Origin of the sequence: Mycolicibacterium brisbanense (genome assembly GCF_001570425.1) — a bacterium.
In the GTDB taxonomy this organism is placed as follows: domain Bacteria; phylum Actinomycetota; class Actinomycetes; order Mycobacteriales; family Mycobacteriaceae; genus Mycobacterium; species Mycobacterium brisbanense.
The window spans coordinates 14,705-39,122 of record NZ_BCSX01000049.1; the positions used below are offsets into that span (position 1 = coordinate 14,705).

Genomic DNA, 24,418 nt, shown 5'->3' on the forward strand with positions numbered 1-24,418 from the left:
TCCACCCGAGAACGTTCCAAAGAGTCCTCCGCACCCGGGGGACGTAAACACCAATAGAAGGAGCCATAGTGGCCGCCAGTCAGGAAGAAATCATCGCCGGTCTCGCCGAGATCATCGAAGAGGTCACCGGCATCGAGCCGTCTGAGGTGACCCCCGAGAAGTCGTTCGTCGACGACCTGGACATCGACTCGCTGTCCATGGTGGAGATCGCCGTGCAGACCGAGGACAAGTACGGCGTGAAGATCCCCGACGAGGATCTGGCCGGCCTGCGGACCGTCGGTGACGTCGTCGCCTACATCCAGAAGCTCGAGGAAGAGAACCCCGAGGCCGCCGCCGCCCTGCGTGAGAAGTTCTCGGCCGACCAGTGACCAGGCCTTCCACTGCTAATGGCGGTTACCCCAGCGTTGTGGTAACCGCCGTTACGGCGACGACCTCGATCGCGCCGGACATCGAGAGCACGTGGAAGGGCCTGCTGGCAGGCGAGAGCGGTATCCGCGTCCTCGAAGACGATTTCGTCGCGAAGTGGGATCTTCCGGCCAAGATCGGTGGGCACCTCAAGGAGCCGCTCGATCCACTGATGACCCGCCTGGAGATGCGCCGCATGTCTTACGTGCAGCGCATGGCCAAGTACCTCGGCAACCAGCTGTGGGAGACCGCCGGTAAGCCGGAGGTCGACCCTGACCGGTTCGCCGTGGTCATCGGTACCGGGCTCGGCGGTGGCGAGAAGATCGTCGAGACCTACGACGCTATGAACGAGGGTGGGCCCCGCAAGGTGTCCCCGCTCGCCGTTCAGATGATCATGCCCAACGGTGCGGCTGCGGTCGTCGGCCTCGAACTCGGGGCCCGTGCCGGCGTCATCACGCCGGTCTCGGCCTGTTCGTCGGGTTCGGAGGGCATCGCCCATGCCTGGCGGCAAATCGTCATGGGCGACGCCGACATCGCCGTCTGCGGCGGCGTCGAGGGTGCCATCGAAGCTCTGCCGATCGCAGCGTTCTCGATGATGCGTGCCATGTCGACCCGGAACGACGACCCCGAGGGTGCGTCGCGTCCGTTCGACAAGGACCGTGACGGGTTCGTCTTCGGCGAGGCCGGTGCACTCATGGTCATCGAGACCGAGGAGCATGCCCTGGCCCGCGGCGCCAAGCCGCTGGCCCGCCTGATGGGCGCAGGCATCACCTCCGATGCCTTCCACATGGTGGCCCCGGCCGCCGACGGCCTGCGGGCCGGTGCCGCAATGAAGCGCGCGCTGGAGACTGCCGGTCTGGACGCCAAGGACATCGACCACGTCAACGCTCACGCCACGGCAACGCCGATCGGTGACACCGCGGAGGCCAACGCCATCCGTGTCGCCGGGGTGCAGAACGCCGCGGTGTACGCACCGAAGTCGGCCCTCGGCCACTCCATCGGTGCTGTCGGCGCACTCGAATCCGTGCTGACAGTGCTGGCTCTTCGCGACGGCGTCATCCCGCCGACGTTGAACTACGAAACACCGGATCCTGAGATCGATCTCGATATCGTTGCAGGTGAGCCTCGGTATGGCGACTACCAATACGCCATCAACAACTCGTTCGGGTTTGGTGGCCACAATGTGGCCCTGACCTTCGGGCGGTACTGAGGCACGAGAGGAAAGAACGCAGTAGAAATGGCGGGATTGTCCACGGGTAACGGTCTGCCCAACGTGGTTGTCACGGGCGTAGCCATGTCGACGGCGCTGGCAACCGATGCCGAAAGTACCTGGAAGAAGTTGCTGGACGGGCAGAGCGGCATTCGCACGCTCACCGACTCGTTCGTCGAACAGTATGACCTGCCGGTCCGTATCGGCGGTCATCTGCTCGAAGACTTCGATCATGAGCTGACGCGCGTCGAACTCCGTCGCCTGTCGTACCTCCAGAAGATGGCGACCGTGATCGGCCGCCGGGTCTGGGAGAACGCGGGCAATCCTGAAGTTGATCCCCGGCGCCTGATGGTGTCTGTGGGCACGGGCCTCGGTTCCACCGAGGAGCTCGTGTTCGCCTATGACGGCATGCGGGCCAAGGGTCTTCGTGCGGTGTCCCCGTTGACTGTGCAGATGTACATGCCCAACGGGGCCGCCGCCGCCATCGGTCTCGAGCGCAAGGCCAGGGCCGGGGTGTGTACCGCGGTCTCGGCCTGCGCCTCGGGCTCCGAAGCCATCGCCAACGCATGGCGCCAGATCGTGCTCGGCGAGGCCGACATCGCGATCTGCGGTGGCGTGGAAACCAAGATCGAAGCGGTGCCGATCGCGGGCTTCGCCCAGATGCGCATCGTGCTGTCCAACTCCAACGATGATCCCGAGGGCGCCTGCAAGCCCTTCGACAAGGACCGCAACGGGTTCGTGTTCGGTGAGGCCGGCGCGCTCATGGTCATCGAGACCGAAGAGCACGCCAAGGCCCGCGGCGCCAACATCCTGGCCCGGATCATGGGTGCCAGTGTGACCTCGGACGGCTTCCACATCGTGGCGCCGGATCCCAACGGCGAGCAGGCGGGTTACGCCATGACGCGCGCCATCGAGTTGGCCGGCCTGCAGCCGTCCGACATCGACCATGTCAACGCACATGCCACCGGCACCAACGTCGGCGACGTGGCCGAGGGCAAGGCCATCAACAACGCGATGCGCGGCCACAAGCCGGCCGTCTACGCCCCCAAGGCCGCACTCGGCCACTCGGTCGGCGCTGTCGGTGCGGTGGAGTCCATCCTGACCGTCCTGGCGTTGCGGGACGGCGTCATCCCGCCGACGCGCAACCTGCACAACCTCGATCCGGAGATCGATCTGGATGTTGTCGCTGGTGAGCCGCGGCAGGGCAATTACCAATACGCTATCAACAACTCGTTCGGATTCGGTGGGCACAACGTCGCGCTCACCTTCGGGAAGTACTGACACCCACCGTATTCCCGCAAGGCTGGCCGGCATCCGACAGCTACAAGGAGGTTTGTATGACCATCATGGCCCCCGAGGCGGCTGCCGAATCACTCGATCCGCGCGATCCACTTCTCCGGCTCAAGACTTTCTTCGACGACGGCTGCGACGTCGAGCTGCTGCACGAGCGTGATCGTTCGGGTGTGCTCGCCGCCGCAGGCACCGTCAACGGTGTGCGGACCGTCGCGTTCTGCACCGACGGCACCGTCATGGGCGGCGCGATGGGTGTGGACGGCTGCGCCCACATCGTCAACGCCTACGACACCGCCATCGCGGACCAGAGCCCGATCGTGGGCATCTGGCACTCCGGCGGTGCCCGGCTGGCCGAGGGCGTCCGCGCGCTGCATGCCGTCGGCCTGGTGTTCGAGGCGATGATCCGCGCGTCCGGCTACATCCCCCAGATCTCTGTGGTTGTCGGCTTCGCGGCCGGCGGCGCGGCCTACGGCCCGGCCCTGACCGACGTGATCATCATGGCCCCGGACAGCAAGGTGTTCGTCACGGGTCCCGACGTGGTGCGCAGTGTCACCGGCGAGGACGTCGACATGGTGTCGCTCGGCGGCCCCGACGCTCACCACAAGAAGTCCGGCGTGTGCCACATCGTCGCCGACGACGAGCTCGACGCTTACGAGCGCGGCCGCCGCCTGGTCGGATTGTTCTGCCAGCAGGGTCATTTCGACCGCACCAAGGCCGAGTCGGGCGATACCGACCTGCACGCGCTGCTGCCGGAATCGGCCCGCCGTGCCTACGACGTGCACCCGCTGATCACCGCGCTGCTCGATGACGGCGTGCCGTTCGAGGAGTTCCAGGCCAAATGGGCACCCTCGATCGTCGTTGGTCTGGGTCGCCTGGCCGGTCGTTCGGTCGGCGTGATCGCGAACAACCCGCTGCGGCTGGGCGGCTGCCTGAACTCCGAAAGTGCCGAGAAGTCGGCACGTTTCGTGCGGCTGTGCGACGCCTTCGGCATCCCGCTGGTGGTGCTGGTGGACGTGCCCGGCTACCTGCCCGGTGTGGATCAGGAATGGGGCGGTGTCGTGCGACGCGGCGCCAAACTGCTGCACGCCTTCGGCGAGTCGACGGTCCCCCGCGTCACCCTGGTGACCCGCAAGATCTACGGCGGCGCCTACATCGCCATGAACTCGCGGTCGCTGAACGCCACCAAGGTCTTCGCGTGGCCGGACGCCGAGGTCGCCGTGATGGGCGCCAAGGCCGCCGTCGGCATCCTGCACAAGAAGAAGCTGGCTGCCGTCGAGGATCCCGCCGAGCGGGAGGCCCTGCACGAGGAGCTGGCGGTCGAGCACGAGCGCATCGCCGGTGGCGTCGATTCGGCCATCGAGATCGGCGTGGTCGATGAGAAGATCGACCCTGCCCACACCCGCAGCAAGATCACGCAGGCATTGGCCGAGGCGCCGCACCGTCGTGGCCGCCACAAGAACATCCCGCTGTAATTTTTCTTCGCGCGAGCAGTCCCCCGCAGGCGGGGGACTGCTCGCCGTTTATTACCGGGTGGTGTAGCCCCCGTTGGCGAAGATGGTCTGCCCGTTGATCCAGTGCCCTTCACCGGCAAGGAACACCACGAGCGGGGCGATGTCGGTGATCTCGGTCAACCGGTTGCCCATGGCCTGCGACTTGTGGAACTCGACGCGCTCGGGAGTCTCCTGCGGATAGAAGAACGGCGTGTCCATCGGCCCGGGAGCGACGTTGTTGACGTTGATTCCGCGCACGCCGAATTCCTTGGACGCCGCGCGGGTGAAGTGCTCGACAGGGCTCTTCGAGCCGGCATACGTCGAATAGCCGTCCGTGTAGGCCGCCAGCAGCGCGGTCACGATGGTGACCACCGAACCGTTGTCGTTAAGCCGCTTCCCGGCCTGCTGCAGGAAGAAGTAGGCCGCCTTGGCGTTGATGTCGAACATCGAATCGTATTCGGCCTCAGTGGTTTCCACGAACGGCTTGCGCAGCACCTTGCCCACGGTGTTGATCGCGATGTCGACGCTGCCGAATGCATCGACAGCCGCGTCGAAGAGCTTCTCGACATTGGCGGGCACGGTCAGATCGCCCTGCACTTTGATCGCCTTCACGCCGGCGTCCTTCACCGCGGCCACGGTCTTGTCGGCGTCGGCCTCGGTGGACGCGCTGTTGTAGTGGACGGCGACGTTGACGCCGCGTTCGGCGAGTGTGGTGCTGATGAGACCGCCCAGGTTCTTGGCGCCTGCGGCAACGATCGCGGATTTACCTTCGAGTTTGCTCATGGTTCCGAGGCTAGCCAGCCGACTCACAAATGAGTAACGCAAAATTCTGATCTTTCGACAATCATCGCTTGTGGATAAGCTGGCGCGATGAACGAGCGCATCCCCGACCTGCGGCGTTTACGTCATTTCATCGCGGTCGCCGATGCCGGGGGCTTCACCCGGGCCGCCGCCGAACTCCACCTGAGTCAGCAGGCGCTGAGCAGTTCGGTTGCTCAGCTGGAGAAAGAGCTCGCCACAACGCTGTTCGTCCGCGAGGGCCGGCGGGTTTCACTCACGCGAGCCGGTGAGTTGCTGCGCAGCGAGGGCCGTGTTCTGCTGGCCGCGGCCCACACGGTCTCCGAGCGCGTGCGCCAAGCTTCAGGCACCGACGAGGTCTACGTCGTCGGCCATACTCCCGCGCTCAGCGGTGCCGAGGTGTACACGCGGCTGGAACGGGCCATCACTGCCTACGCGAGCACGTCATTCACGTTCCGGCAGCTCTATCCCGATCAATTGGTCGACGCGGTGCTCGATGGCACGGTAGCGCTGGGCCTGCGCCGTGCCGTGGTGCCCACCAGCGAATTGGCCACCGCCGTCGTGGGATACGACCGAGTGCGCCTAGCCGTACGAGCCGAGCACCCGCTGGCAGGCCGCTCGATGGCCGATATCGCCGAGGTGGCCGGCGAGCGGATCGCCCTGTGGGCACCACCGGGCGCGTCCTACTACAGCGACTTCTTGATGGGCGCGTGCCGCCGCGCCGGATTCGAACCCGACTACGTGGTGAGCCGGGTCCAGGGCGCCGCCACCGTCGCCGCGCCGCTCACCACCGGTGCGGTCGCGTTCGTGACGACACCGGCCGGTCCCGCCATGGCCGGACGAGTGGCGGTCATCGACCTGGATCCGCCGTTGCTGGTGCCCATCCAAGCGCTCTGGCAGCGCCACACCGCGTCCGCGGTACGCGATGCCATCCTCGCCGATGATCCGCTCTCACCGGTCGAGAATCGCGGAAAGTGATTGCCGCAGGGCGCTTTCCGGGTCGGAGGGCAGGCTCTCGGTACGCCAACCGACGAAGTCGTCGGGCCGGACCAACAGCGCACCGCCCGCACCGAGTCCCGTGTGCGCCGCGCCGTCGTCGCCCAGCGCATGCACCGTGACCTCGACCGCCAACGTGGCCGCCACACGCGTGGCCGCGGCCGTCCACGCCGCCAGATCCCCCGCGGTGAACAACGCGAAACCCGAACCGATCATGTCGAGGGTGGATACCCGCTTCCCGTCACCGGCGAGCCAGATGTGCGGCATGCGGGTGCCCGGTTGGCCGGTCAGCACGTCGACGAAGGTGACGGTACCTGGCGAAGCATCGTCGGAAACCACTGCAGCCGAATGGTATTGGTAGCCGAGCACCATGGTGAACAGCGGCGCCTCTTCGCCCGCGGGCAACCCGGGTGTCGCACCCTCCAGCTTGAGCAAGGCCAGCGGTGGCCCGATGAGCGACTGGCGGGCGGCGAACCGGCCGATCGGATACCGCTCGTCGTGATAGGTCGCGAGCAGGCCCGGGCCGGCGATGCCGTGATGCACGGCCGCCAGTTTCCAGGCGAGGTTGTGCGCACTCTGGATCGCGGTGTTCGCGCCCCCGGCCTTGAACGGCGGCATGGTGTGCGCGGCGTCGCCCACGAGATAGGTGCGCCCAGTTCGGAATTGATCAGCCACCCGCTCGTAGGGCTGCCACGGTGCCACCTCGATGATCTCCACATCGGTCGGTTCGCCGATCGCGGCGTTGAGAACGTCGCGGCAGTATTCGGGGGTGAACTGCTCGGCGGATTCACCGCGCTCGGGCAGGTAGGTGGCTGGCTACATGCCGCGGTCGCCCTCGACGACCAGGAAAATGCCGTCCGCCTCGGCGTTGCGCACCTGGATCGCATCGCCCTCACCCAGCTCGGGCACCAGCGATCGCCAGGGAGCCCGAAAGTAGATGAACACCACGAAGATCGGCAGTGCCCCGTACCCCGACGTGCCGGTGCCGAGCATGGTCCGGATCGGGCTGTGCACGCCGTCGGCCGCGACCAGGTAGTCGGCGTGCACCGTCTCAGTGCCGGCCTCGCCCCGCAGCTCGGCGGTGACGCCGTCGGGCCCATCGGTGAAACCCACAAGGCTGGTGCCGTACCGAACCTGGCTCCCGCGCCGGCGAATATCGTTGAGCAGCATCGGTTCCAAGTGGCTCTGCGGACAGTACTGGGCCACCGGTTCGGGACTGAGGCCGTCGAATACGGCGAAGATCGCGTCGACGTCCATGGCCGGCTCGGCCGACGGACTGTTCAGCGTCGGTTTGAGTACCACACCGGTGACACCGTCGGCCACCGCGTGCACCTGGTCCCCCAAGCCCAGCGACCGCAGGATCTCGAGTGTGCGGAAGGTGATGTTGCGGGCCTTCGGGTAGACGAAGGTCTCACGCCGCTTTTCCACCAGCATCGACTCAACGCCGTGCTGAGCCAAGAGATCCGCACAGGCCAGGCCTGCGACCCCTGCACCGACGATCAGCACCGGGACTCGAACGTCGTTCATGGCCCCTCCTTTAGACGGAACTACTTAGTTCCGTCTAGTCTCACTGTCGCACTGCTGGCCGCCCCGCGCAACCGTCAGAGCCCCGGTGCACCGGCCAGCGGCAGGATCACGTCTTCGAGCACGCGCCGCACGAACACCCGGTCGATCGGCCGTCCGGTGATCACCCTCACCACGTTGAGACCCAGCGCGACGTCGGGTATCAGGCTCAGGTCGCGGCCGGGCGGGATCTCGCCGCGGGCCTGCGCATGGTCGAGCAGTAGCCGGATCATCTGACGCGGCGGGGACAGCACGAGATCATCGAGTGCGGCCGCGAGCACCGGATCGTGCATCGCGGCAGTCGCCACCCCGACGATCACCTTTATGGTGCTCAGTCCCGCGTCATCGAACTCGGGCACCGCAGCGACGAGTGCCTCGATGTCGCCGCGGAGGCTTCCCGTATCGGGCGGTTCGACCGACCCCTGACGTCGCCGCCAGTGCGCGATCGCGTCGGCGATCACCACGGGCTTCGACGGCCAGCGACGATAGATCGCGGCCTTGCCGACGCCGGCCCGCGCCGCGATGTCGTCCATGCTCAGCCGGTCATACCCCAGTTCGGCCACACCCTGCAGCGCCGCATCGAGAATGCCCGGATCGCGGGTGCGGTCCAGGCGCCCCGGGCTGCGTCGCGCGTTCGATGTCGGCGGGGCATCTGCCATGGCGAACCATCCTGTCGATACGGGTTAGTTCCGTGTCAATATACGCGCGATCACACCCGGGCCAGGAACTCCGCGGCGGCCTCGGCGGCGAGCGCCCGGTCGCCGGCAACCAGCCCGATGCGGGTGCGGCGATCCAGGATGTCATCGACCGTCGCCGCGCCTTCGTGCGTCACCGCATACTCGAATTCCGCTCGGGTCACGTCGATTCCGTCGGCCACCCGCTCGGTCGGGCGATCGCAGCCGGCCTGAGCGACGACGTTGGGCGCCTCGGCTCCATAGCGGGCCACCAGGGACAGTGGCAGCTCCATCGGCGCGCGCAACGTCGACACCGGATTGGCCGGGGCACCGACCAGCGGCAGGTTGCGGGTGCGGCAGGCAGTGGCAGGCAAGCCGCGCAGCGCGACCGCGCGGTCGAGGACGTCCTGGGCCATGTAACGGTATTCGGTGAGCTTGCCGCCGATGACGCTGATGACACCGTTGGGTGATTCGACGACGGCATGCTCACGGGAGACGTCGGCGGTCCTGCTGTTGCCCTTGGTGCTCCTCACGTCCGCGGCCCTGCTCTCGATCAGCGGTCTCAGCCCCGCGTAGGCGCCCCGCACGTCTTCGGTGGTGAGTGTCGTGGCCAGTGCGGTGTTCACGGTGTCCAGCAGGAAGTCGATCTCACCCGGAGTCGGTTGCGGCACATCGGGTATGGGGCCAGGTGCGTCCTCGTCGGTAAGGCCCAGGTACACCCGGCCGAGCTGCTCGGGCATCGCGAAGACAAATCGGTTCAACTCCCCCGGTATCGGAACGGTCAGCGCCGCAGTCGGATTGCCGAAGGCCGCGGCATCGAACACCAGATGGGTACCGCGGCTCGGCCGCAGCGTGATGGACGGGTCCACCTCGCCCGCCCAGACGCCTGCGGCGTTGATCACGGCACGGGCCTTCACGTCGAACGTCTCGCCCGTGACCTGCTCGGTGAGCGTGACCGAATCACCCTGCGCGCCGGTCGCGGCCAGCCGGGTCAGGATCCGGGCGCCGTGCTGGGCGGCTGTGCGCGCGACGGCGACCACCAGCCGGGCGTCATCGATGAGCTGACCGTCGTAGGCCAGCAATGCGCCGTCCAGACCATCGGTGCGCACCGTGGGTGCCAGTTCGACCGCACGGGCGGCATCCACCCGCCGCGACCGCGGCAATACCGTGGCGGAAGTTCCGGCGAGCCTGCGCAATCCGTCGCCCGCGGCGAACCCGGTGCGCACCAGAGCCCGCGACGACCGGCTCATCGAGGGCAACAGCGGCACCAGCTGCGGCATGGCCTTCACCAGATGGGGAGCATTGCGGGTCATCAGAATTCCGCGTTCGATGGCACTGCGGCGAGCGATCCCGACGTTTCCCGTCGCGAGGTAGCGCAGCCCGCCGTGCACCAGTTTGGAGCTCCACCGGCTGGTGCCGAAGGCCAGATCGTGCTTTTCCACCAGGGCCACACTCAGCCCGCGGGTGGCGGCATCCAGCGCGATGCCCGCGCCGGTGATGCCGCCGCCGATGACGAGCACATCGACTTGCGCGTCATCGGCCAGTGCGGCGAGTTCGGTGACCCGGCGGGCCCGGTTGAGTGCGGCAGAGCGGGTCATGGCGCGAGGTATCCGTTCAGTGCGTGGGTCAGTTCACGAGCGAGCGCATCGGCATCGAGGATCGGCTCGACCATCTGTGCCGACTGGATCGCCGACTGCGTGATCAGCAGGCACATGGTGGCGAGTTGACGCGGGTCGCCCCCGCGTACGCTGCCGTCTTCCTGCGCGAGTTTGAGTTCGCCGGCGACCGCGTCGATGAGGATCTGCTGGCTGGTGCCGAGTCGTTCGGCGATGTACACCATGGCCAGCTCAGGCGCGGTGTGCAGCACCGCCATGATCACCTCGTCGTGCCGCAGGCGTTGTGCGACCTGAACGATACGGGCCACCAGGGCATCCCGACCGGGCCCTGGGCTGTCGACGTCGTCGAGCACCCGCACGATCCGCGCGGTGAGCAGCGCGGCCAGGATCGAGCGGGTGTCCGGGAAGCGGCGGTAGACGGTCGGCCGGCTGACCCCGGCCCGGCGGGCGATTTCAGCCAAGGTGACGCGGTCGATGCCGTATGCCAGTACACAGCTGGCGGCCGCGTCGAGGATCCGGTCGCCCAGAGACTCCCCCGCCGCATCGTTACTGATTGACATCATGTGTAATACTGTAACGCATGACGCGCCCGGCTGAGCAGCTTCTGCCCCCGATGAAATGGAATGCCTGGGGCGACCCCCAGGCAGCCAAACCCCTGTCCGACGGGATTCGAGCCCTGCTGCACCAGGCCCTCGGCGTCGGCGAAATCCAGATGCCCGAGCTCACCGCCGAAGCGGTCCGGCTCCGGCCGTCGGCGCTCGACGAGACGCACCGCGCCGCACTGGCAGCGATCGTCGGCGCGTCGCACTGCGCGACCGACGACACCTCCCGGCTGCTGCATGCCGGCGGCAAGTCGACCCTGGACCTGTTGCGCCGCAAGCATTCCGAACCACAGGATGCTCCCGACGCCGTGCTGCTGCCCGGTTCCGAGGACGAGATCGCCGAGCTTCTCGCCTACTGTTCGGCCCAGCGCATCGCGGTCGTCCCGTTCGGCGGCGGCACCAGCGTGGTCGGCGGGTTGGATCCGGTGCGCGGAGACCTCAGCGCTGTCATCACACTCGACCTGCGCCGCCTGAACCGGTTGATCGGCCTCGACGAGGTGTCCGGCGAGGCCGAGCTGGAGGCCGGCGTCACGGGCCCTGATGCGGAGAGAATGCTTGGTGCACACGGGTTTTCACTCGGGCATTTCCCGCAGAGTTTCCAGTTCGCCAGCATCGGCGGATTCGCCGCCACCCGCTCCTCGGGTCAGGACTCGGCAGGCTACGGCCGGTTCGACGACATGGTCCGCGGGGTGCGGGCGGTGACGCCTGCCGGTGTGCTGGATCTCGGGCGTGCCCCCGCGTCTGCGGCCGGGCCGGATCTGCGCCAACTCGTCGTGGGTTCCGAAGGCGTGCTCGGGATCATCACCCGGGTGCGGGTGCGGGTTCACCCCGTTCCTGAGTCCACCCGCTACGAGGCGTGGTCGTTTCCCGACTTCGCCACCGGCGCGGCCGCGCTGCGCGCCGTCACCCAGACCGGGACCGGCCCTACCGTGATCCGGTTGTCCGACGAGGTCGAGACGGGCGTGAACCTGGCCACCACCGAAAGCATCGGCGAGCAGAGCATCACCGGCGGCTGCCTGGCCATCACGGTGTTCGAGGGCACCGCGGCCCATGCCGAGAGTCGCCATGTCGAGACGCGCGCCGTGCTGGAACAACACGGCGGGACGTCGCTGGGTGAGGCCCCGGCCCGCGCGTGGGAGCACGGCCGGTTCGGGGCGCCGTACCTGCGGGATTCCCTGCTGTCCGCCGGAGCGCTGTGCGAGACGCTCGAGACCGCGACCAATTGGTCCAATGTCGCGGCGTTGAAAGCCGCTGTCACCGAAGCGTTGACGACCGCACTCGCACCGGCTCTGGTGATGTGCCACATATCGCACGTCTACCCCACCGGAGCCTCGCTGTACTTCACCGTCGTCGCCGCCCAGCACGGCAATCCGATCGAGCAGTGGCAGGCCGCCAAGGCCGCGGCCAGCGATGCCATGCTGCGCGCCGGAGGCACCATCACCCACCATCACGCGGTCGGCTCCGATCACCGGCCGTGGATGGGAGCCGAGATCGGCGATCTCGGTGTGGAGGTGCTGCGCGCCGTCAAGCGCACCCTTGACCCGGCCGGAATCCTCAACCCGGGCAAGCTGATTCCGTGAGCATCAGCCGCGTCACGGTGCTGACCAATCCGCTGTCCGGGCACGGCAACGCACCGCACGCCGCCGAACGCGCCGTCGCCCGGTTTCAGCGGCAAGGCCTTGACGTGTGCGCCATCGTCGGCACCGACGCCCAGCACGCCCGCCGTCTGGTCCGCGAGTCCCTCGACGCCGGCACCGACGCCCTCGTGGTGGTCGGTGGTGACGGCGTGATCTCGCTGGCCCTGCAGGAGTTGGCCCAGGGCAGCGTGCCGCTCGGCATCGTCCCGGCCGGCACCGGGAACGATCACGCCCGCGAATTCAGGCTGCCAACAGGCGATCCCGAGGCCGCGGCCGACGTGATCGTCGCCGGCCGCACCGAGACCATCGATCTGGGCCGCATCGTCGACAGCTCGGGCGTGGTGAAGTGGTTCGGCACCGTGATGGCTGCCGGGTTCGACTCGCTGGTCAGTGATCGCACCAACCGCATGACATGGCCGCACGGCCGGATGCGCTACAACGTGGCCATGGTCGCCGAGTTGTCGAAGCTGCGGCTGCTGCCGTTCCGGCTGGCCTTCGACGACGGGCCGGAGGTCGCCACCGACCTGACTCTGGCGGCCTTCGGCAACACCCGTAGCTATGGCGGCGGCATGTTGATCTGCCCGGGCGCCGATCACTCTGACGGTCTGCTGGATGTCACCATGGCGCATTCGGCGTCGCGTACCAAGCTGATTCGCTTGTTCCCCACGGTGTTCAAGGGCACGCACGTCAACCTGCCCGAAATCACCACCAAGCGAGCCGCGACCGTGCACGTCGACTGCCCCGGCATCAACGCCTACGCCGACGGGGATTTCGCTGCGGCCCTTCCGGTCACGGTGTCCGCGGTACCGCACGCGGTGCGGATCCTCGTGCCCTAGTCCGCGTCCTCGGCCGAGCCCATCACGGCCAGCAGTTTGGCGAGGTGGCCGAAGGCGTCGGTCATGGGTCGCGTGGGCACCGACGGATCGACGGCCCGCTGAATCCCCAGCCCGATACCGGCGCTGAGCAGGAGATTGCCGAGATCGTCGAGGCTGGCCGCGACGTCGCTGCCCGCCAGTTGCTCCTCGGTGAACCCGAGTTTGGCCGACATCGACTGCAGGACATCGACGATCATCGTCGCGGCCTCGTTGCGCAGCGCCGTGATCATCTCCCCGAGTTCGGGGTTGTTGCGCGACAGCACCACGAACTCGAGTTCGAGCATGGTCCAGCCGACATCACCGGCGGTCCGTTCCAGCCAGGCGCTCACCGCGGCTACGCGAGCCTCCAGTTCGTCGTCCGAGGTGGCGAGTTCGGCCATCTCGTCGAACTTTTCGCGGTGTATGAGTTCCAGCACCTCGCGGCACAGGTTGGGCTTGCTGCCGAAGTTGGAGTACACCGCGCCCTTCGAGAAGCCCGCGTCGTCAGCGATGTCGTCGAGGCTGGTGGCAGCGTATCCGTGACGCAGGAAGCGGAGTTTGGCAGCCTGCAACAGCTGGGCCCGCGTCCGTTCCTGGCGTTGCGCCCTGGTCAGCCGCGGCATCCGCTGATGATAGTTCGAGGTGCACTCCGGGTATTGAATTTACTCAGAGTATTCGGATACCGTCAGTATTTGAATGCTCGTGAGGTGACCCGTCGGGAGGCATGACGTGCAGTTTTCCTGGAAGAAGCCATCGGCTGCCGGCGCGGTGGTCGTCATCACCGGGGGTGCCCGCGGCATCGGCGCCAAGACCGCCGAGGTGTTCTGCGCCGCAGGCGCCACGGTGTGGATCGGCGACGTGGACGGCGATGTCGCCGCGGCGACGGCCGCAGGCATCAGGAATTGTCGCAGCGCGTGCCTCGATGTCACCGACCGCACGTCCTGGGACGGTTTTGTCGCCGAGGTGCTCGACGCCCAAGGTCGCATCGATGTCTTGGTCAACAACGCGGGCGTGATGCCGCTGGGCGCATTCGAAGCCGAAGCGGAAGCCACCACCGACCTGATTCTCGACGTAAACGTCCGCGGGGTGCTCAACGGGATGCGCGCGGTGGTTCCGACCATGATCGATCAGGGCGCCGGGCACATCGTCAACGTGGCATCGATGGCAGGCATGATCCCGATCCCCGGCATGGTGACCTACAACGCCAGCAAGTTCGCCGCGCTCGGTGCATCGCTGGCCGCGCGTCGCGAGTACGCGGGCGCCGGTGTCACGGTGTCGGCGGTGCTGCCGTCGGCCGTCCGTACCGAGTTGTCCTCCGGTGTCCAACTCGGTGGCGGGCTGCCGACGGTGGATCCCGACGACGTCGCGCGCGCCATCCTGCGCACGCTGCGCACGCGTGCCGCACGTACGTCGGTGCCGGCCTGGGTCGCTCCCGGATGGGCGCTCGTCGACGCCCTGGTCCCCGAATTCGTCGAGCGCGCAGTACGTTCCAAGATCGACGACCGGCGCGCCCTGACGGCGATCGATACGGCCGGGCGCGCGGACTATCTGCAGCGCCTCGATCGGCAGTCGAAAGCCCATGCCGTGCAGGCCGATTCGAAGGCGGTGCGATGAAGACGGCACTGGCCATCGGCTGCGGCGGAACCATCGGTGGGGCGTGGGCCGTCGCGGCGCTGCACGCCCTGGTCGAGCAGACCGGCTGGGATCCTGCCGGCGCCTCGGTGTTGCAGGGCACGTCGGCGGGCGCCGAACTGGTCACGATGCTCGGCGGCGGCGCATCGGTGGACGACCTCGTGGCGATGCATCTGGGCACCAGCACCGACGAGCGGTTGCGCCGCCACATCGCCGACACCCCGGCCAGTTTCCCGCCGATTCCCATGCCGGCGTTGCTCAATCCGCGACTGCTTCGCACACAGCGGGGTCTCGCGGCGGCGACAGGGCTGGCCCCGATCGGGCGCGGCGACGCGACCTGGCTGCAGCGCCTCGCCGATGGCTTCACCGGTGTCTCCGGCTGGGTGGCGCATCCCGGGACGCGGATGGTCGCTTTCGACTATCGGCGGGCCGAACGCGTCGCGTTCGGTTCCCCCGAAGCTCCTCGCGCAGAAACCGGATCGCTCCTCACGTGCGCAGAAACCGGTGAGGCACTGCGCGCGTCGTGGGCCATCCCGGGCTGGATGCCGCCGGTCACCATCGGAGACCGGCACTTCGTCGACGGCGGTGCGGCCTCGACCGCATCGGTCGACCTGATCGCCCGCGACGACGCCGATCTCATCTACGTCATCGCACCCATGGCCTCCGAGAGCGGCCACCGGGCAGCCGGTTTCGGTGGCGTCATGGAGAAGCGACTGCTGCGCAGGCCGATGTCGGAAGGACTCGAGCGCGAGGTGGCCGCCGTGCGGGCACGCGGCACACAGGTGGTGGTCATCCGTCCCGACGACGCCGATCTGGCCGGGCTGGGCGCCCACTTCATGCGGCGCGACCGTCGGCGGGCAGCCTTCGACGCAGCGCTGCGCACCGCGCCGGCCACGGTGGCACGGGCGCTGGCCATCAGTGAGGGGGCCCGGTGAACCGCGAGCTTCGGATCGTCATCGTCGGTGCCGGGATGGCAGGCATCGCCACGGCGTACACGTTCACCCAAGCGGGTTTTACGAATCTGACGATTCTGGAAAAAGGGTCCGACGTCGGTGGGGTCTGGCACTGGAATCGCTATCCCGGCCTCACCTGTGATGTGCCATCGCAGATCTATCAGTTCTCGTTTGCGCCCAACCCCGACTGGGGCCACATCTGGGCGAGCGGCCCGGAGATTCAGCAGTATCACCGCGACGTCGTCGAGCGTTTCGGGCTGCAGCGATATCTTCGCTTGAACACCGAGGTCACCGAGATGCGCTATGCTGCAGCCGATTCCACGTGGACGATAACCACGGGTGACGGTTCCACGCTGCCCGCCGATGTCGTGGTCTGCGCGACCGGGGTGCTGCACCACCCGTTCGTGCCCGATATCGCCGGGTTGGACACCTTCCAGGGCTCGATCGTGCACACCGCCCGGTGGGATCCCGACGTGGTCACCGCGGGACGACGAATCGCGGTCATCGGCACCGGATCGACTGGTGTGCAGGTGGTTTCGGCGTTGCAGCCCGAAGCGGAGACGATCACTCATTTCGCCAGGTCGCCCCAGTGGATCCTGTGGGCACCGATGGGGCTGCGGCAACCGAAGGCGTTCGGCCGCATCATGCGGCGCTGGCCGGCGCTGCACGACGCGACCCATCGGTGGCTGCTGTGGGCCTCGGGCATTCTGGCCGACATCGTCACCAAGCCGTCCTGGCGCCGCGCGCTGGTGCAGTCGTATGCGCGATGGTGCCTGCGCGCGCAGATCCGGGATCCGGAGTTGCGCGCCAAACTCACTCCGGACTACCAACCGCTGTGCAAGCGACAGGTGGTGTCGGGCAGTTACTACCGCGCCATCACCCGGCCCAACGCGCGACTGGTCACCGATCGCATCGACGCGTTCACCGCGACCGGCATCCGCACCGCCTCCGGCGAACACCATGACGTCGATCTCGTGGTACTGGCCACCGGGTTTCACGCCCACAACTACATGCGGCCGATGCGGATCATCGGCCGCGACGGGATGACGCTCGACGACGCGTGGGTCAAGGGCCCGCGGGCCTACCGGATGACCGCAATCCCGGGATTTCCCAACCTGTTCACCGTGCTCGGCCCGAACTCGCCGACCGGCTCCATCCCGCTGCAATATTCGGCAGAGCTGACGGCGCGTTACCTCGTGAAGTGGCTACACCGGCTCGCGGCCGGTGAGGTGACCGCAGTGGAAGTCACCGAGTCGGCCACCGACGAGTTCAACGCCGCAGTGGCGGAAGCGCTCGGGCCGACCGTGTGGAACACCGGCTGCAACTCGTGGTACTTCACCGACAACGGCACCATCGACCTGTGGCCGTTCGACCGCGCGACGCTCACCCACATGCTCTCCGAACCCGATCCGGCTCATTACCGTACGGCCTGAGGCACTTTCGCGTGTTCTTCGCACGCGCTGAACCGCGCACGGTACGTTTCGACGGGTTGATGGATCGACTCGTACGGAGCCTCATGGATGCAGTCACCCACATCGGTCGTTTCAGCGCGTTGGTGGTCGCTCTGGGCGCGGTCGTCGTCCACGGCACGGACTCCTACGCCCGCGCCGACCCCGGCCCGACGCCGCCGCAGGCCGGCTCTGCCTGTGGCGACAATCTCGACGGCGCGTTGACAGAGCTGCCCCAGCCCGCCTCGGATACCGGGACCGCCAAGAATCTTCTGCAGTGCACCGGCGGCACGTGGCAGCCGTACCTCGACCCGTATCCCGCATCCGATCGCTGGCTGACCACCGGCCCCGAACTGGTCCTGCACGGTCAGGGCCGACGGAATCCGGAAGTACACGCGGGCACATGGACCGGGACACCGCAGACCGACGAAACAGCGTGCCGCGCCGAGGTCGTCGATGTGCTCGCCCCCGGCGAGACGTCGGCGCCCGAGTTCCACGCAGCCGACCCGGGCCGGCCCCTGACCCTGGAGGTCGGCGACCACCTGTTCACGGCCAGGCTCACCGGCTACTGCCTGTGGCAGCGCGGCTGACGGTCGTCTGCGGGCGGCCTCAGCCGACTCCCCTGTTGAGCCAGCTGACCTCGCCGGTCTCGCCGCCGTCGCGGTAGGGCTCAAGCGATTCGTCCCATGCCGTCCCGAGCACAGAGTCCAGTTCGGCGGCGAGCATGTCAGCACCACCGGCCATGAGAGTGCGCAACCTCTGCTCGCCGACCATGACGTCGCCGTTAGCGCTCATGGCCCCGCTCCACAGACCGAGCTGCGGCGTGTGGCACCACCGGTGGCCATCGACACCCGCGCTGGGATCCTCGGTCACCTCGAAGCGCAGCACAGACCAGGAGCGCAGGGCATTGGCCAACTGCGCTCCGGTGCCGACCGGGCCGACCCAATTGGTGACGGCACGTAGCTGCCCCGGCATTGCCGGCTGGGGCGTCCACTTGAGGTTCGCCCGCGCCGACAGGGTCGACGACAACGCCCACTCGACATGCGGGCAGACCGCCGCGGGTGAGGCGTGGATGTACACCACACCCGTCGCCGCGTCGGCGAACTGGTTCGACGCACGCATCTGCTTCTCCTTCGGCTTCACGAGGGACGTCTTCCCCAACGACCTAGCGATACCGATCGAGTAATGCAGTTGTGTGTCGCGCGTGTCTATTGTGCCTTGTGTGGCCTATGTTGCGCTAGTCTGGCCCGATTTCTCTCAGGACACCATCAGATATGGCCGGCCACAGCGGGTAGGTCCACTCCCCGAAGTTGCGGTCGGTGAGCACTACCAACGCCACATCGGCGTTCGGATCCACCCACACAAACGTCCCTGACTGGCCGAAATGGCCGAAAGTCGACGGCGAATTGGTCAAGCCGGTCCAGTGCGGCGATTTGCTGTCGCGAATCTCGAACCCAAGCCCCCAGTCGTTGGGCCGCTGCGCACCGAAGCCCGGTAGCACCCCCGAGAGGCCGGGAAACTGCACCGCGGTCGCGGCCGTGTGCATGGCCGGCGAGACCAGCGCCGGGCGCAGCAGCTCACGGGCAAACTTCGCCAGGTCGGCGACGGTCGACGTGCCCCCGTATCCGGCAGCCTCCGCTCCCCCGGTCAGCGTCGACGCCGACATCCCGAGCGGCTCGAACACCGACTCGGTGAGGTACTGACCGAACTCGATCCCCGACTCCTTCTCGATCGCCTGCGCCAACAGCGCGAATCCGGTGTTGGAGTAGATGCGCCGCGTACCCGGCTTGGCCAGGATGTCGTCCGACACCATGGCCACGCCCGAGGTGTGCGCGAGCAGATGACGGATCGTCGAGCCCGGCGGTCCGGCCGGCGTGTCGAGTTCGACGACACCTTCCTCGATCGCAATCTGCGCAGCCCGTGCCGTCAGCGGTTTGGTCACCGACGCCAGCGCGAACGGCTTGGCCGTATCGCCATAGCTGGCGCACACGCCGGTCGGCCCGATCACCGCGGCGGCCGCGGCTGTCACCGGCCAATCGTCAAGGACCTGCAGAACATCCGCAACGCTCATGGGAGGCAAACTAGCCCGTGCGCCCCATGCCACGCGCAAGCAGCCCGTCCGCCAAACCGGCTGCGACGGCGTCGACTTCGGCGACCAGGCGACGCAAGTCGACGCCTCGCCGCACCAACTCGGCAGTGTCGCGGCCCGACTCCACCGAGAGCCGGTACACATCGCAGATCGCGCGGTAGGCCGATGGCGAGGCCTGCGTGGTTTCGCACCACTGGTCCATCGACCGAGTCCACGCCCGCAGCCGCTCGCGGTCGGAACGACGCTGCGCCAGGTTCAGCACCCGCCGATAGACATCACCGGCCCACTCCATCGGCACGCGCTCGTCGAGACCAGACAGCAGGACATCGTCGAGCGTCGCGAGCCCGGCGGCATCGCCCGCAGCAACGGCGCTGAGGCCCTCGAGCACCCGCGCCAGCGTCGCCACCCCCGCATCGTCGACGCGCCCGGCGATCCCCGTCAGTGCCCGTGCCGCCTCCGCCAGCTGAGTCGATTCGTCGGCATCGGCCGCCATCACACCAGTGAGATACATCACATAACCGTGGGCGCCGCTCTCAGGCACACCGCGCAGCAGCATCTCGGCCCGCTGAGCCCAATTTCTCGCCAACGCGATATGGCCGCGGGCCAGCCAGGCCAGGCCGAGTTCGGCCGCCTTCACCGCAGCCTGAACCGGGTCGGTGCGCAGCAAACGACTGTGGACGCGTTCATTGATGCGCACGGCTTCCCCGCCGTGGCCCTGCCGCCACGCGACCGCAGCGAAAACCGCGAGATCGTCCGTGTCGAGTGCCTGCACACCTTCCACGCGACTGAAGGACTCGTAGCTGGTGCGCCAGTCGTTTCGCCGGTACGCCGACCGCGCGACGACGAGAAGTTCGGTTCGATCGTCGACCACAACCAACGGTATCGCGAAGGTGGGCATGGGGCGGACGGTTCGGTTCCCTAAGTACTACGTTAGGGGGCATGAGCCAGATTGTTCGCGGCGTCATCGCCCGTAGCGCCAAAGCCCCCGTCGAGTTGGTCGACATCGTCATCCCGGATCCCGGTCCCGGCGAGGTTGTGGTGACAATCCAGGCCTGTGGGGTCTGTCACACCGATCTGACCTATCGGGAAGGCGGCATCAACGACGAATTCCCTTTTTTGCTGGGACACGAGGCCGCGGGCCGCGTCGAGTCGGTGGGCGAGGGTGTCAGCCACGTCGCCCCCGGCGACTTCGTGATTCTTAACTGGCGCGCGGTGTGCGGGGAATGCCGCGCCTGCAAGCGCGGCCGCCCCCAGCTGTGTTTCGACACCCACAATGCGAAGCAAAAGATGACACTCACCGATGGCACCGAACTCACGCCCGCCCTGGGCATCGGCGCCTTCGCCGACAAGACTCTGGTCGCTGAAGGTCAGTGCACCAAGGTCGACCCCGCTGCCGATCCTGCGGTCGCCGGTCTGCTCGGCTGCGGTGTCATGGCGGGCATCGGCGCCGCCGTCAACACCGGGGCGATCACGCGCAACGACACCGTCGCCGTCATCGGGTGCGGCGGCGTGGGCGATGCCGCGATCGCCGGCGCCAACCTCGCCGGCGCCAAGACCATCATCGCCGTCGACACCGACAACACCAAGCTCGACTGGGCCCGCGACTTCGGCGCCACCCACACCATCAACGCCCGGGAACTCGACCCGGTCAAAACCATCCAGGACCTCACCGACGGCTTCGGCGTCGACGTCGTGATCGACGCGGTCGGCCGCCCAGAAACCTGGAAGCAGGCCTTCTATGCCCGCGATCTCGCCGGCACCGTCGTGCTGGTCGGTGTCCCGACCCCGGACATGCGGCTGGATATGCCGCTGATCGACTTCTTCTCCCACGGCGGATCGTTGAAGTCCTCGTGGTACGGCGACTGCTTACCCGAACGCGACTTCCCCACCCTCATATCCCTGTATCTGCAGGGCCGCCTGCCGCTGCAGAAGTTTGTCACCGAGCGCATCGGCCTCGATGCCGTCGAGGAGTCCTTCGGAAAGATGCACGGCGGTCAGGTGCTGCGATCGGTGGTCGTACTATGAGCGCCATGAGCGCGATCCAGCGAGTGGTCACCTCCGGCACCTTCTCCCTCGACGGCGGCACCTGGGACGTCGACAACAACATCTGGCTCGTCGGCGACGACAGCGACGTTGTGGTCTTCGATGCCGCCCACACCGCCGGCCCCATCATCGACGCCGTCAACGGACGCAACGTGGTCGCGGTCGTGTGCACCCACGGGCACAACGATCACATCACCGTCGCACCCGAACTCTCGAAGGCGCTGGACGCGCCGGTGCTGCTGCACCCCGCCGACGAAATGCTGTGGCGAGAAATCCACCCCGACAACGAATTCCGTCCTGTCGCCGACGATCAGGTACTGAAGGTCGGCGGCATCGAACTGCACGCCCTGCACACCCCCGGTCACTCCCCCGGCTCGGTCTGCTGGTCCGCACCCGACCTGAACGCCGTCATCTCCGGCGACACGCTGTTCCAGGGCGGCCCCGGTGCCACCGGACGGTCGTACTCCGACTTTCCCACCATCCTGGAATCCATCAGCACGAGACTTGGCGCCCTGCCCGGCGAGACCGTGGTCTACACCGGACACGGTGACACCACCACCATCGGCGGCGAGATCGTGAATTACGACGAGTGGGTGGCGCGCGGCCACTGAGGTGGCCCTGCCCGGCCACTGACGCTTTGCGATCACGCTGAGCCAGTGTCTTAACGCGCGGCGGCGGTGCGCCCATAGTCGGTGCCATGACGACATCGAGCGGGCGCTCCGCTGCCATCATCGGAGCCGGCCAGACCGGGGTTACCGCAGCACTGGGGTTGTTGGACAACGGGTTTGACGTCACGTTGTACAGCGACCGCGATCAGCGCAGCCTGCGCGACGCGGTGCCTGCGACAGGCACGGCCCTGATCTTCGGCACCGCCCAGCGTGCCGAGGAGAGCCTTGGCCTCAACACCTACCTGGCCACCGCTCCGACCTCCACCGGACAGAGCGTGCGGGTGGTCAACGGCTCCGATCCGGCACGTCCCGAGGAGGTCGCGTTCGATGCGTCGTTCGACGGCTTCGTCGGGGTCGCGGTCGACACGCGCCTCAAGGCCGACGACCGGCTCACCCTGTTCCAGCAGCGCGGCGGAAGGTTCGTCGTCGAGCCGGTCGATCCCATCCGTCTCGACAGCATCGCCGCCGGTGTCGACCTGACCCTGGTGGCGACGGGCCGCGGCGGGCTCTCGTCGCTGTTTCCGATCGATCCCGACCGGACGGTGTACGACCGGCCGCAGCGCCGGCTCCTGGCCCTGACGGTAACCGGATTGCCCTACGGGCCGGAGGTTTTCGCGCACCGCAGCGCCGCAGGCGGCAGGCACAACGCCTTCACCGTGATCAGTGATCAGGGCGACTCGTGGTTGGGTCCGTATCTGCACAAGGACGCCGGTCCGTCCTGGGCCTTCCTCGGCTGGGCGTTGCCGGACAGCGACTGGGACCGCCGATTCGCCGGTGTGGACAGCGCCCAATCCGCGCTGCGGACCATCACCGAGCTGCACCGTGACTACATCGACTGGGATCTGCCCGAAGTCAGCGAATTGGCGGTGATCGAGGACGATCCGCATTCGTGGCTGACCGGCGGGGTCACCCAACTGGTGCGCTCGGGGGTGGGCCACACGGCCGGTGGACATCCGGTCGCGGCGCTCGGCGACACCGCGGTCGCGTTCGATCCGATCGCCGGGCAGGGCGCGCAGGGTGGACTGGTGCAGGCCGCAACACTGGTACGCAAGGCCGCGGCGCACGACGGCGCATTCGACACCGCATGGCTGACAACAGTGTTCGAGGACTTCTACCAGCACCGTGCCCGGGCGGCCCAGCTGGTCACCCGCCTCTTTCTGTCGGACCCCGAGTTCGCGGAGTACGGCGAACTGTTCTTCACCGCGGCCGGCTCCAGCGATCGGTTCGCGTCGAAACTCTTTGGGCTGCTGGATGACCCGACACCCGTGGAGCGGCTCACGTCCCGGCAGGCGGCATATGACCTGATCGCCGATTTCGCCGGGGAACCCGCCGAAGCGGTGCTCGACCGGTTTGTGCCGGCCGGCCGGTTCGACCGCTCCCGGTTGGCGTTGCGGGTGGCGTGACGATCAGCTTTTGAGGATGCGGCGCTTCTCCGCTTCGAACTCGGCGTCGGTCAGCGCACCCGAATCACGCAGCGCCGCCAGCGTCTTCAGCTGTTCGAGGCGCACGCCCTGATCGGTGGTCGGATAGCTCGGCGGTGCGGGAACATAGCTCTGCGACGAGTACGTCGGCGCATCCGACGTTCCGAAGGCCGGGTATTCCTGCGGACCGACGGGACGCGGGCGCTTCGCAACGCGCGCCGACCACCAGAGGGCGACCACAAGTTCGACGAGGCCCAGCACGAACAGCCCGACAAATAGCCACACGACCCAGCCGTACCGGCTGCCGTGACCGAACGCCAGCCGCGGACTGATGTAACCGTTCACGTCGCCGTCGGTGACCACGTGATAGCCCCCGGCCTCGGCCACCTGAGCCACCCATACCCGGACCCGGGCGTCATTGTTCACCGTCGTTGTGCCGCCGGGACTTTCGGTGACGACCGGCTCGGGCGTCCCTTCCGGGGGAACGAGCTGTAGTTTCAGACTCGGCACGGGCACGCCTCCGCCCGACCCCGTGGTGAGCGTGTGGAAGCTGATGGTGACCTCACCGGCGGGCAACTGCACCGTGCCCGATCCTGGGATCGGCACCTCTCCGTACGCGTCGTACTCGTCGAGTACGAACGCGTTGAGGACCAGGGCCACGATGAACCCGATGACCCCGACCACGAGGGACACGATCGCGGCGGCCACCATCGGTGCCGCGATTCGCCGGCTGCTCATAGCCGGAAGTGTGCCATGGTCGCCACAGCAACGACTACCGTCGGGGCATGCCTCGCGACGAGACCGAAGCACACCCGCCGGTCGGCCCGGTGCGCCGGCTGGCGATGCGGTACTGGATGGCGCTGATCCTGGTGATACTCGCGGCGCTCTTCGTCGCTCAGAACCGCGACCGCGTCCGGGTGCACGTGCTGTGGGTGACCGTCGAGTCGCCGATGTGGTCAATCTTGGTCATCATTTTCGTCGTGGGACTTCTCATCGGACTGTTGCTGCGGTGGCGACGGAGCTAGA

At 67.5% G+C, this 24,418-nt stretch carries 24 protein-coding genes and 1 pseudogene; 15 read left to right on the forward strand and 10 right to left on the reverse strand.

From position 1 onward, the window contains the following. The first annotated feature begins 68 nt into the window (after positions 1 to 68). From acpM to RMCB_RS27980, 4 genes are read left to right on the forward strand one after another with little or no spacing between them, the layout of a single operon-like run. Positions 69 to 368, forward strand: coding sequence for a meromycolate extension acyl carrier protein AcpM (gene acpM, locus RMCB_RS27965; RefSeq protein WP_018599434.1), 300 nt, complete (start codon positions 69 to 71; stop codon positions 366 to 368). Then, on the forward strand, positions 365 to 1,615 hold the full coding sequence (gene kasA / locus RMCB_RS27970; RefSeq protein WP_029373732.1) for a 3-oxoacyl-ACP synthase KasA: 1,251 nt from the start codon (positions 365 to 367) through the stop codon (positions 1,613 to 1,615). Before acpM ends, kasA begins: the two co-directional genes overlap by 4 nt. Positions 1,616 to 1,642: 27 nt before the next feature. Next, positions 1,643 to 2,896 (forward strand): 3-oxoacyl-ACP synthase KasB, encoded by a 1,254-nt coding sequence (gene kasB, locus RMCB_RS27975; protein WP_029373733.1) that lies wholly within the window; start codon positions 1,643 to 1,645, stop codon positions 2,894 to 2,896. A gap of 56 nt (positions 2,897 to 2,952) precedes the next feature. Continuing rightward, positions 2,953 to 4,380 carry an acyl-CoA carboxylase subunit beta gene (locus RMCB_RS27980; RefSeq protein WP_029373734.1) on the forward strand — a complete coding sequence of 476 codons (1,428 nt, stop codon included), beginning with the start codon at positions 2,953 to 2,955 and terminating at the stop codon, positions 4,378 to 4,380. Positions 4,381 to 4,431: 51 nt separating this feature from the next. Here the strand turns inward: RMCB_RS27980 and RMCB_RS27985 are convergent, their stop codons facing one another. Continuing rightward, entirely contained in the window at positions 4,432 to 5,181 is a 750-nt protein-coding gene (locus RMCB_RS27985) for an SDR family oxidoreductase (RefSeq protein ID WP_062831354.1), read from the reverse strand. Between the two features lie 87 nt (positions 5,182 to 5,268). Here RMCB_RS27985 and RMCB_RS27990 point away from each other — a divergent pair, with 87 nt between their 5' ends. Continuing rightward, the gene (locus tag RMCB_RS27990) at positions 5,269 to 6,174 is read left to right on the forward strand and encodes a LysR family transcriptional regulator (RefSeq protein ID WP_062831355.1); all 906 of its coding nucleotides are present in this window, start codon (positions 5,269 to 5,271) and stop codon (positions 6,172 to 6,174) included. Here RMCB_RS27990 and RMCB_RS27995 read toward each other — a convergent pair. The 4 genes and pseudogenes from RMCB_RS27995 to RMCB_RS28010 form a co-directional block, all read right to left on the reverse strand. Then, positions 6,148 to 7,719, reverse strand: a pseudogene (locus RMCB_RS27995) (FAD-dependent monooxygenase). The gene RMCB_RS27990 and the pseudogene RMCB_RS27995 overlap by 27 nt on opposite strands. Before the next feature lie 74 nt (positions 7,720 to 7,793). Further along, entirely contained in the window at positions 7,794 to 8,414 is a 621-nt protein-coding gene (locus RMCB_RS28000) for a TetR/AcrR family transcriptional regulator (RefSeq protein WP_062831356.1), read from the reverse strand. A 50-nt stretch (positions 8,415 to 8,464) separates the two neighbouring features. Next, complete coding sequence (locus tag RMCB_RS28005) at positions 8,465 to 10,027, reverse strand: glycerol-3-phosphate dehydrogenase/oxidase (protein ID WP_062831357.1); 1,563 nt, start codon at positions 10,025 to 10,027, stop codon at positions 8,465 to 8,467. Continuing rightward, the gene (locus RMCB_RS28010; protein WP_062831358.1) at positions 10,024 to 10,608 is read right to left on the reverse strand and encodes a TetR/AcrR family transcriptional regulator; all 585 of its coding nucleotides are present in this window, start codon (positions 10,606 to 10,608) and stop codon (positions 10,024 to 10,026) included. The genes RMCB_RS28005 and RMCB_RS28010 overlap by 4 nt, the downstream gene beginning before the upstream one ends. A gap of 50 nt (positions 10,609 to 10,658) precedes the next feature. On the opposite strand from RMCB_RS28010, the gene RMCB_RS28015 reads away from it, so the two are divergent. Both RMCB_RS28015 and RMCB_RS28020 read left to right on the forward strand, forming a co-directional pair. Beyond that, positions 10,659 to 12,227 carry an FAD-binding oxidoreductase gene (locus tag RMCB_RS28015; RefSeq protein WP_109784450.1) on the forward strand — a complete coding sequence of 523 codons (1,569 nt, stop codon included), beginning with the start codon at positions 10,659 to 10,661 and terminating at the stop codon, positions 12,225 to 12,227. 2 nt (positions 12,228 to 12,229) lie between these two features. Beyond that, positions 12,230 to 13,120 (forward strand): diacylglycerol kinase, encoded by an 891-nt coding sequence (locus RMCB_RS28020; protein ID WP_234792268.1) that lies wholly within the window; start codon positions 12,230 to 12,232, stop codon positions 13,118 to 13,120. Here RMCB_RS28020 and RMCB_RS28025 read toward each other — a convergent pair. Further along, positions 13,117 to 13,761, reverse strand: coding sequence for a TetR/AcrR family transcriptional regulator (locus RMCB_RS28025; protein ID WP_062831361.1), 645 nt, complete (start codon positions 13,759 to 13,761; stop codon positions 13,117 to 13,119). The genes RMCB_RS28020 and RMCB_RS28025 overlap by 4 nt on opposite strands. Positions 13,762 to 13,867: 106 nt before the next feature. Between RMCB_RS28025 and RMCB_RS28030 the strand changes: the two genes are divergently transcribed. The 4 genes from RMCB_RS28030 (at position 13,868) to RMCB_RS28045 (ending at position 17,761) form a co-directional block, all read left to right on the forward strand. Then, positions 13,868 to 14,752 carry an SDR family oxidoreductase gene (locus tag RMCB_RS28030; protein ID WP_062831362.1) on the forward strand — a complete coding sequence of 295 codons (885 nt, stop codon included), beginning with the start codon at positions 13,868 to 13,870 and terminating at the stop codon, positions 14,750 to 14,752. Beyond that, positions 14,749 to 15,705, forward strand: a complete 957-nt coding sequence (locus RMCB_RS28035) for a patatin-like phospholipase family protein (protein WP_062831363.1) — start codon at positions 14,749 to 14,751, stop codon at positions 15,703 to 15,705. Before RMCB_RS28030 ends, RMCB_RS28035 begins: the two co-directional genes overlap by 4 nt. Then, positions 15,702 to 17,156: a flavin-containing monooxygenase gene (locus tag RMCB_RS28040; RefSeq protein ID WP_072278559.1), complete on the forward strand. Its 1,455-nt coding sequence runs from the start codon at positions 15,702 to 15,704 to the stop codon at positions 17,154 to 17,156. The genes RMCB_RS28035 and RMCB_RS28040 overlap by 4 nt, the downstream gene beginning before the upstream one ends. Positions 17,157 to 17,239: 83 nt before the next feature. Continuing rightward, positions 17,240 to 17,761, forward strand: a complete 522-nt coding sequence (locus tag RMCB_RS28045) for a hypothetical protein (RefSeq protein WP_234792266.1) — start codon at positions 17,240 to 17,242, stop codon at positions 17,759 to 17,761. 19 nt (positions 17,762 to 17,780) lie between these two features. On the opposite strand, the gene RMCB_RS28050 is transcribed toward RMCB_RS28045, so the two are convergent. From RMCB_RS28050 to RMCB_RS28060, 3 genes are all read right to left on the reverse strand, one after another. Then, a complete protein-coding gene (locus tag RMCB_RS28050; protein WP_036424776.1) occupies positions 17,781 to 18,293 on the reverse strand; it encodes a DUF3145 domain-containing protein in 513 nt (170 codons plus the stop codon). Positions 18,294 to 18,408: 115 nt separating this feature from the next. Next, positions 18,409 to 19,242: a serine hydrolase domain-containing protein gene (locus RMCB_RS28055; RefSeq protein WP_062831364.1), complete on the reverse strand. Its 834-nt coding sequence runs from the start codon at positions 19,240 to 19,242 to the stop codon at positions 18,409 to 18,411. Positions 19,243 to 19,252: 10 nt separating this feature from the next. Next, entirely contained in the window at positions 19,253 to 20,158 is a 906-nt protein-coding gene (locus RMCB_RS28060; protein ID WP_062831365.1) for a hypothetical protein, read from the reverse strand. A gap of 41 nt (positions 20,159 to 20,199) precedes the next feature. Between RMCB_RS28060 and RMCB_RS28065 the strand changes: the two genes are divergently transcribed. The 3 genes from RMCB_RS28065 to RMCB_RS28075 all read left to right on the forward strand — a co-directional run bounded on the left by RMCB_RS28065 (position 20,200) and on the right by RMCB_RS28075 (position 23,374). Further along, positions 20,200 to 21,285, forward strand: a complete 1,086-nt coding sequence (locus RMCB_RS28065; RefSeq protein ID WP_062831366.1) for an S-(hydroxymethyl)mycothiol dehydrogenase — start codon at positions 20,200 to 20,202, stop codon at positions 21,283 to 21,285. A 5-nt stretch (positions 21,286 to 21,290) separates the two neighbouring features. Continuing rightward, complete coding sequence (locus RMCB_RS28070; protein ID WP_321180690.1) at positions 21,291 to 21,914, forward strand: MBL fold metallo-hydrolase; 624 nt, start codon at positions 21,291 to 21,293, stop codon at positions 21,912 to 21,914. An 86-nt stretch (positions 21,915 to 22,000) separates the two neighbouring features. Beyond that, the gene (locus RMCB_RS28075) at positions 22,001 to 23,374 is read left to right on the forward strand and encodes a styrene monooxygenase/indole monooxygenase family protein (RefSeq protein WP_062831367.1); all 1,374 of its coding nucleotides are present in this window, start codon (positions 22,001 to 22,003) and stop codon (positions 23,372 to 23,374) included. 3 nt (positions 23,375 to 23,377) lie between these two features. Here the strand turns inward: RMCB_RS28075 and RMCB_RS28080 are convergent, their stop codons facing one another. Next, on the reverse strand, positions 23,378 to 24,130 hold the full coding sequence (locus RMCB_RS28080) for an SHOCT domain-containing protein (protein ID WP_062831368.1): 753 nt from the start codon (positions 24,128 to 24,130) through the stop codon (positions 23,378 to 23,380). 47 nt (positions 24,131 to 24,177) lie between these two features. Here RMCB_RS28080 and RMCB_RS28085 point away from each other — a divergent pair, with 47 nt between their 5' ends. Next, complete coding sequence (locus RMCB_RS28085) at positions 24,178 to 24,417, forward strand: lipopolysaccharide assembly protein LapA domain-containing protein (protein ID WP_062831369.1); 240 nt, start codon at positions 24,178 to 24,180, stop codon at positions 24,415 to 24,417. Position 24,418: the final 1 nt, after the last annotated feature.

Coding starts and splice junctions, on each gene's coding strand:
- kasB (WP_029373733.1), top strand. CDS start 1,643: ATGGCGGGATTGTCCACGGGTAACGGTCTGCCCAACGTGGTTGTCACG.
- RMCB_RS28015 (WP_109784450.1), top strand. CDS start 10,659: ATGAAATGGAATGCCTGGGGCGACCCCCAGGCAGCCAAACCCCTGTCC.
- RMCB_RS28060 (WP_062831365.1), bottom strand. CDS start 20,158: ATGCCCACCTTCGCGATACCGTTGGTTGTGGTCGACGATCGAACCGAA.
- RMCB_RS27980 (WP_029373734.1), top strand. CDS start 2,953: ATGACCATCATGGCCCCCGAGGCGGCTGCCGAATCACTCGATCCGCGC.
- RMCB_RS28085 (WP_062831369.1), top strand. CDS start 24,178: ATGCCTCGCGACGAGACCGAAGCACACCCGCCGGTCGGCCCGGTGCGC.
- RMCB_RS27985 (WP_062831354.1), bottom strand. CDS start 5,181: ATGAGCAAACTCGAAGGTAAATCCGCGATCGTTGCCGCAGGCGCCAAG.
- RMCB_RS28050 (WP_036424776.1), bottom strand. CDS start 18,293: ATGCGTGCGTCGAACCAGTTCGCCGACGCGGCGACGGGTGTGGTGTAC.
- RMCB_RS28065 (WP_062831366.1), top strand. CDS start 20,200: ATGAGCCAGATTGTTCGCGGCGTCATCGCCCGTAGCGCCAAAGCCCCC.
- RMCB_RS28070 (WP_321180690.1), top strand. CDS start 21,291: ATGAGCGCGATCCAGCGAGTGGTCACCTCCGGCACCTTCTCCCTCGAC.
- RMCB_RS28035 (WP_062831363.1), top strand. CDS start 14,749: ATGAAGACGGCACTGGCCATCGGCTGCGGCGGAACCATCGGTGGGGCG.
- RMCB_RS28025 (WP_062831361.1), bottom strand. CDS start 13,761: ATGCCGCGGCTGACCAGGGCGCAACGCCAGGAACGGACGCGGGCCCAG.
- RMCB_RS28010 (WP_062831358.1), bottom strand. CDS start 10,608: ATGATGTCAATCAGTAACGATGCGGCGGGGGAGTCTCTGGGCGACCGG.
- RMCB_RS28000 (WP_062831356.1), bottom strand. CDS start 8,414: ATGGCAGATGCCCCGCCGACATCGAACGCGCGACGCAGCCCGGGGCGC.
- RMCB_RS27990 (WP_062831355.1), top strand. CDS start 5,269: ATGAACGAGCGCATCCCCGACCTGCGGCGTTTACGTCATTTCATCGCG.
- RMCB_RS28075 (WP_062831367.1), top strand. CDS start 22,001: ATGACGACATCGAGCGGGCGCTCCGCTGCCATCATCGGAGCCGGCCAG.
- RMCB_RS28055 (WP_062831364.1), bottom strand. CDS start 19,242: ATGAGCGTTGCGGATGTTCTGCAGGTCCTTGACGATTGGCCGGTGACA.
- RMCB_RS28045 (WP_234792266.1), top strand. CDS start 17,240: ATGGATGCAGTCACCCACATCGGTCGTTTCAGCGCGTTGGTGGTCGCT.
- RMCB_RS28005 (WP_062831357.1), bottom strand. CDS start 10,027: ATGACCCGCTCTGCCGCACTCAACCGGGCCCGCCGGGTCACCGAACTC.
- RMCB_RS28080 (WP_062831368.1), bottom strand. CDS start 24,130: ATGAGCAGCCGGCGAATCGCGGCACCGATGGTGGCCGCCGCGATCGTG.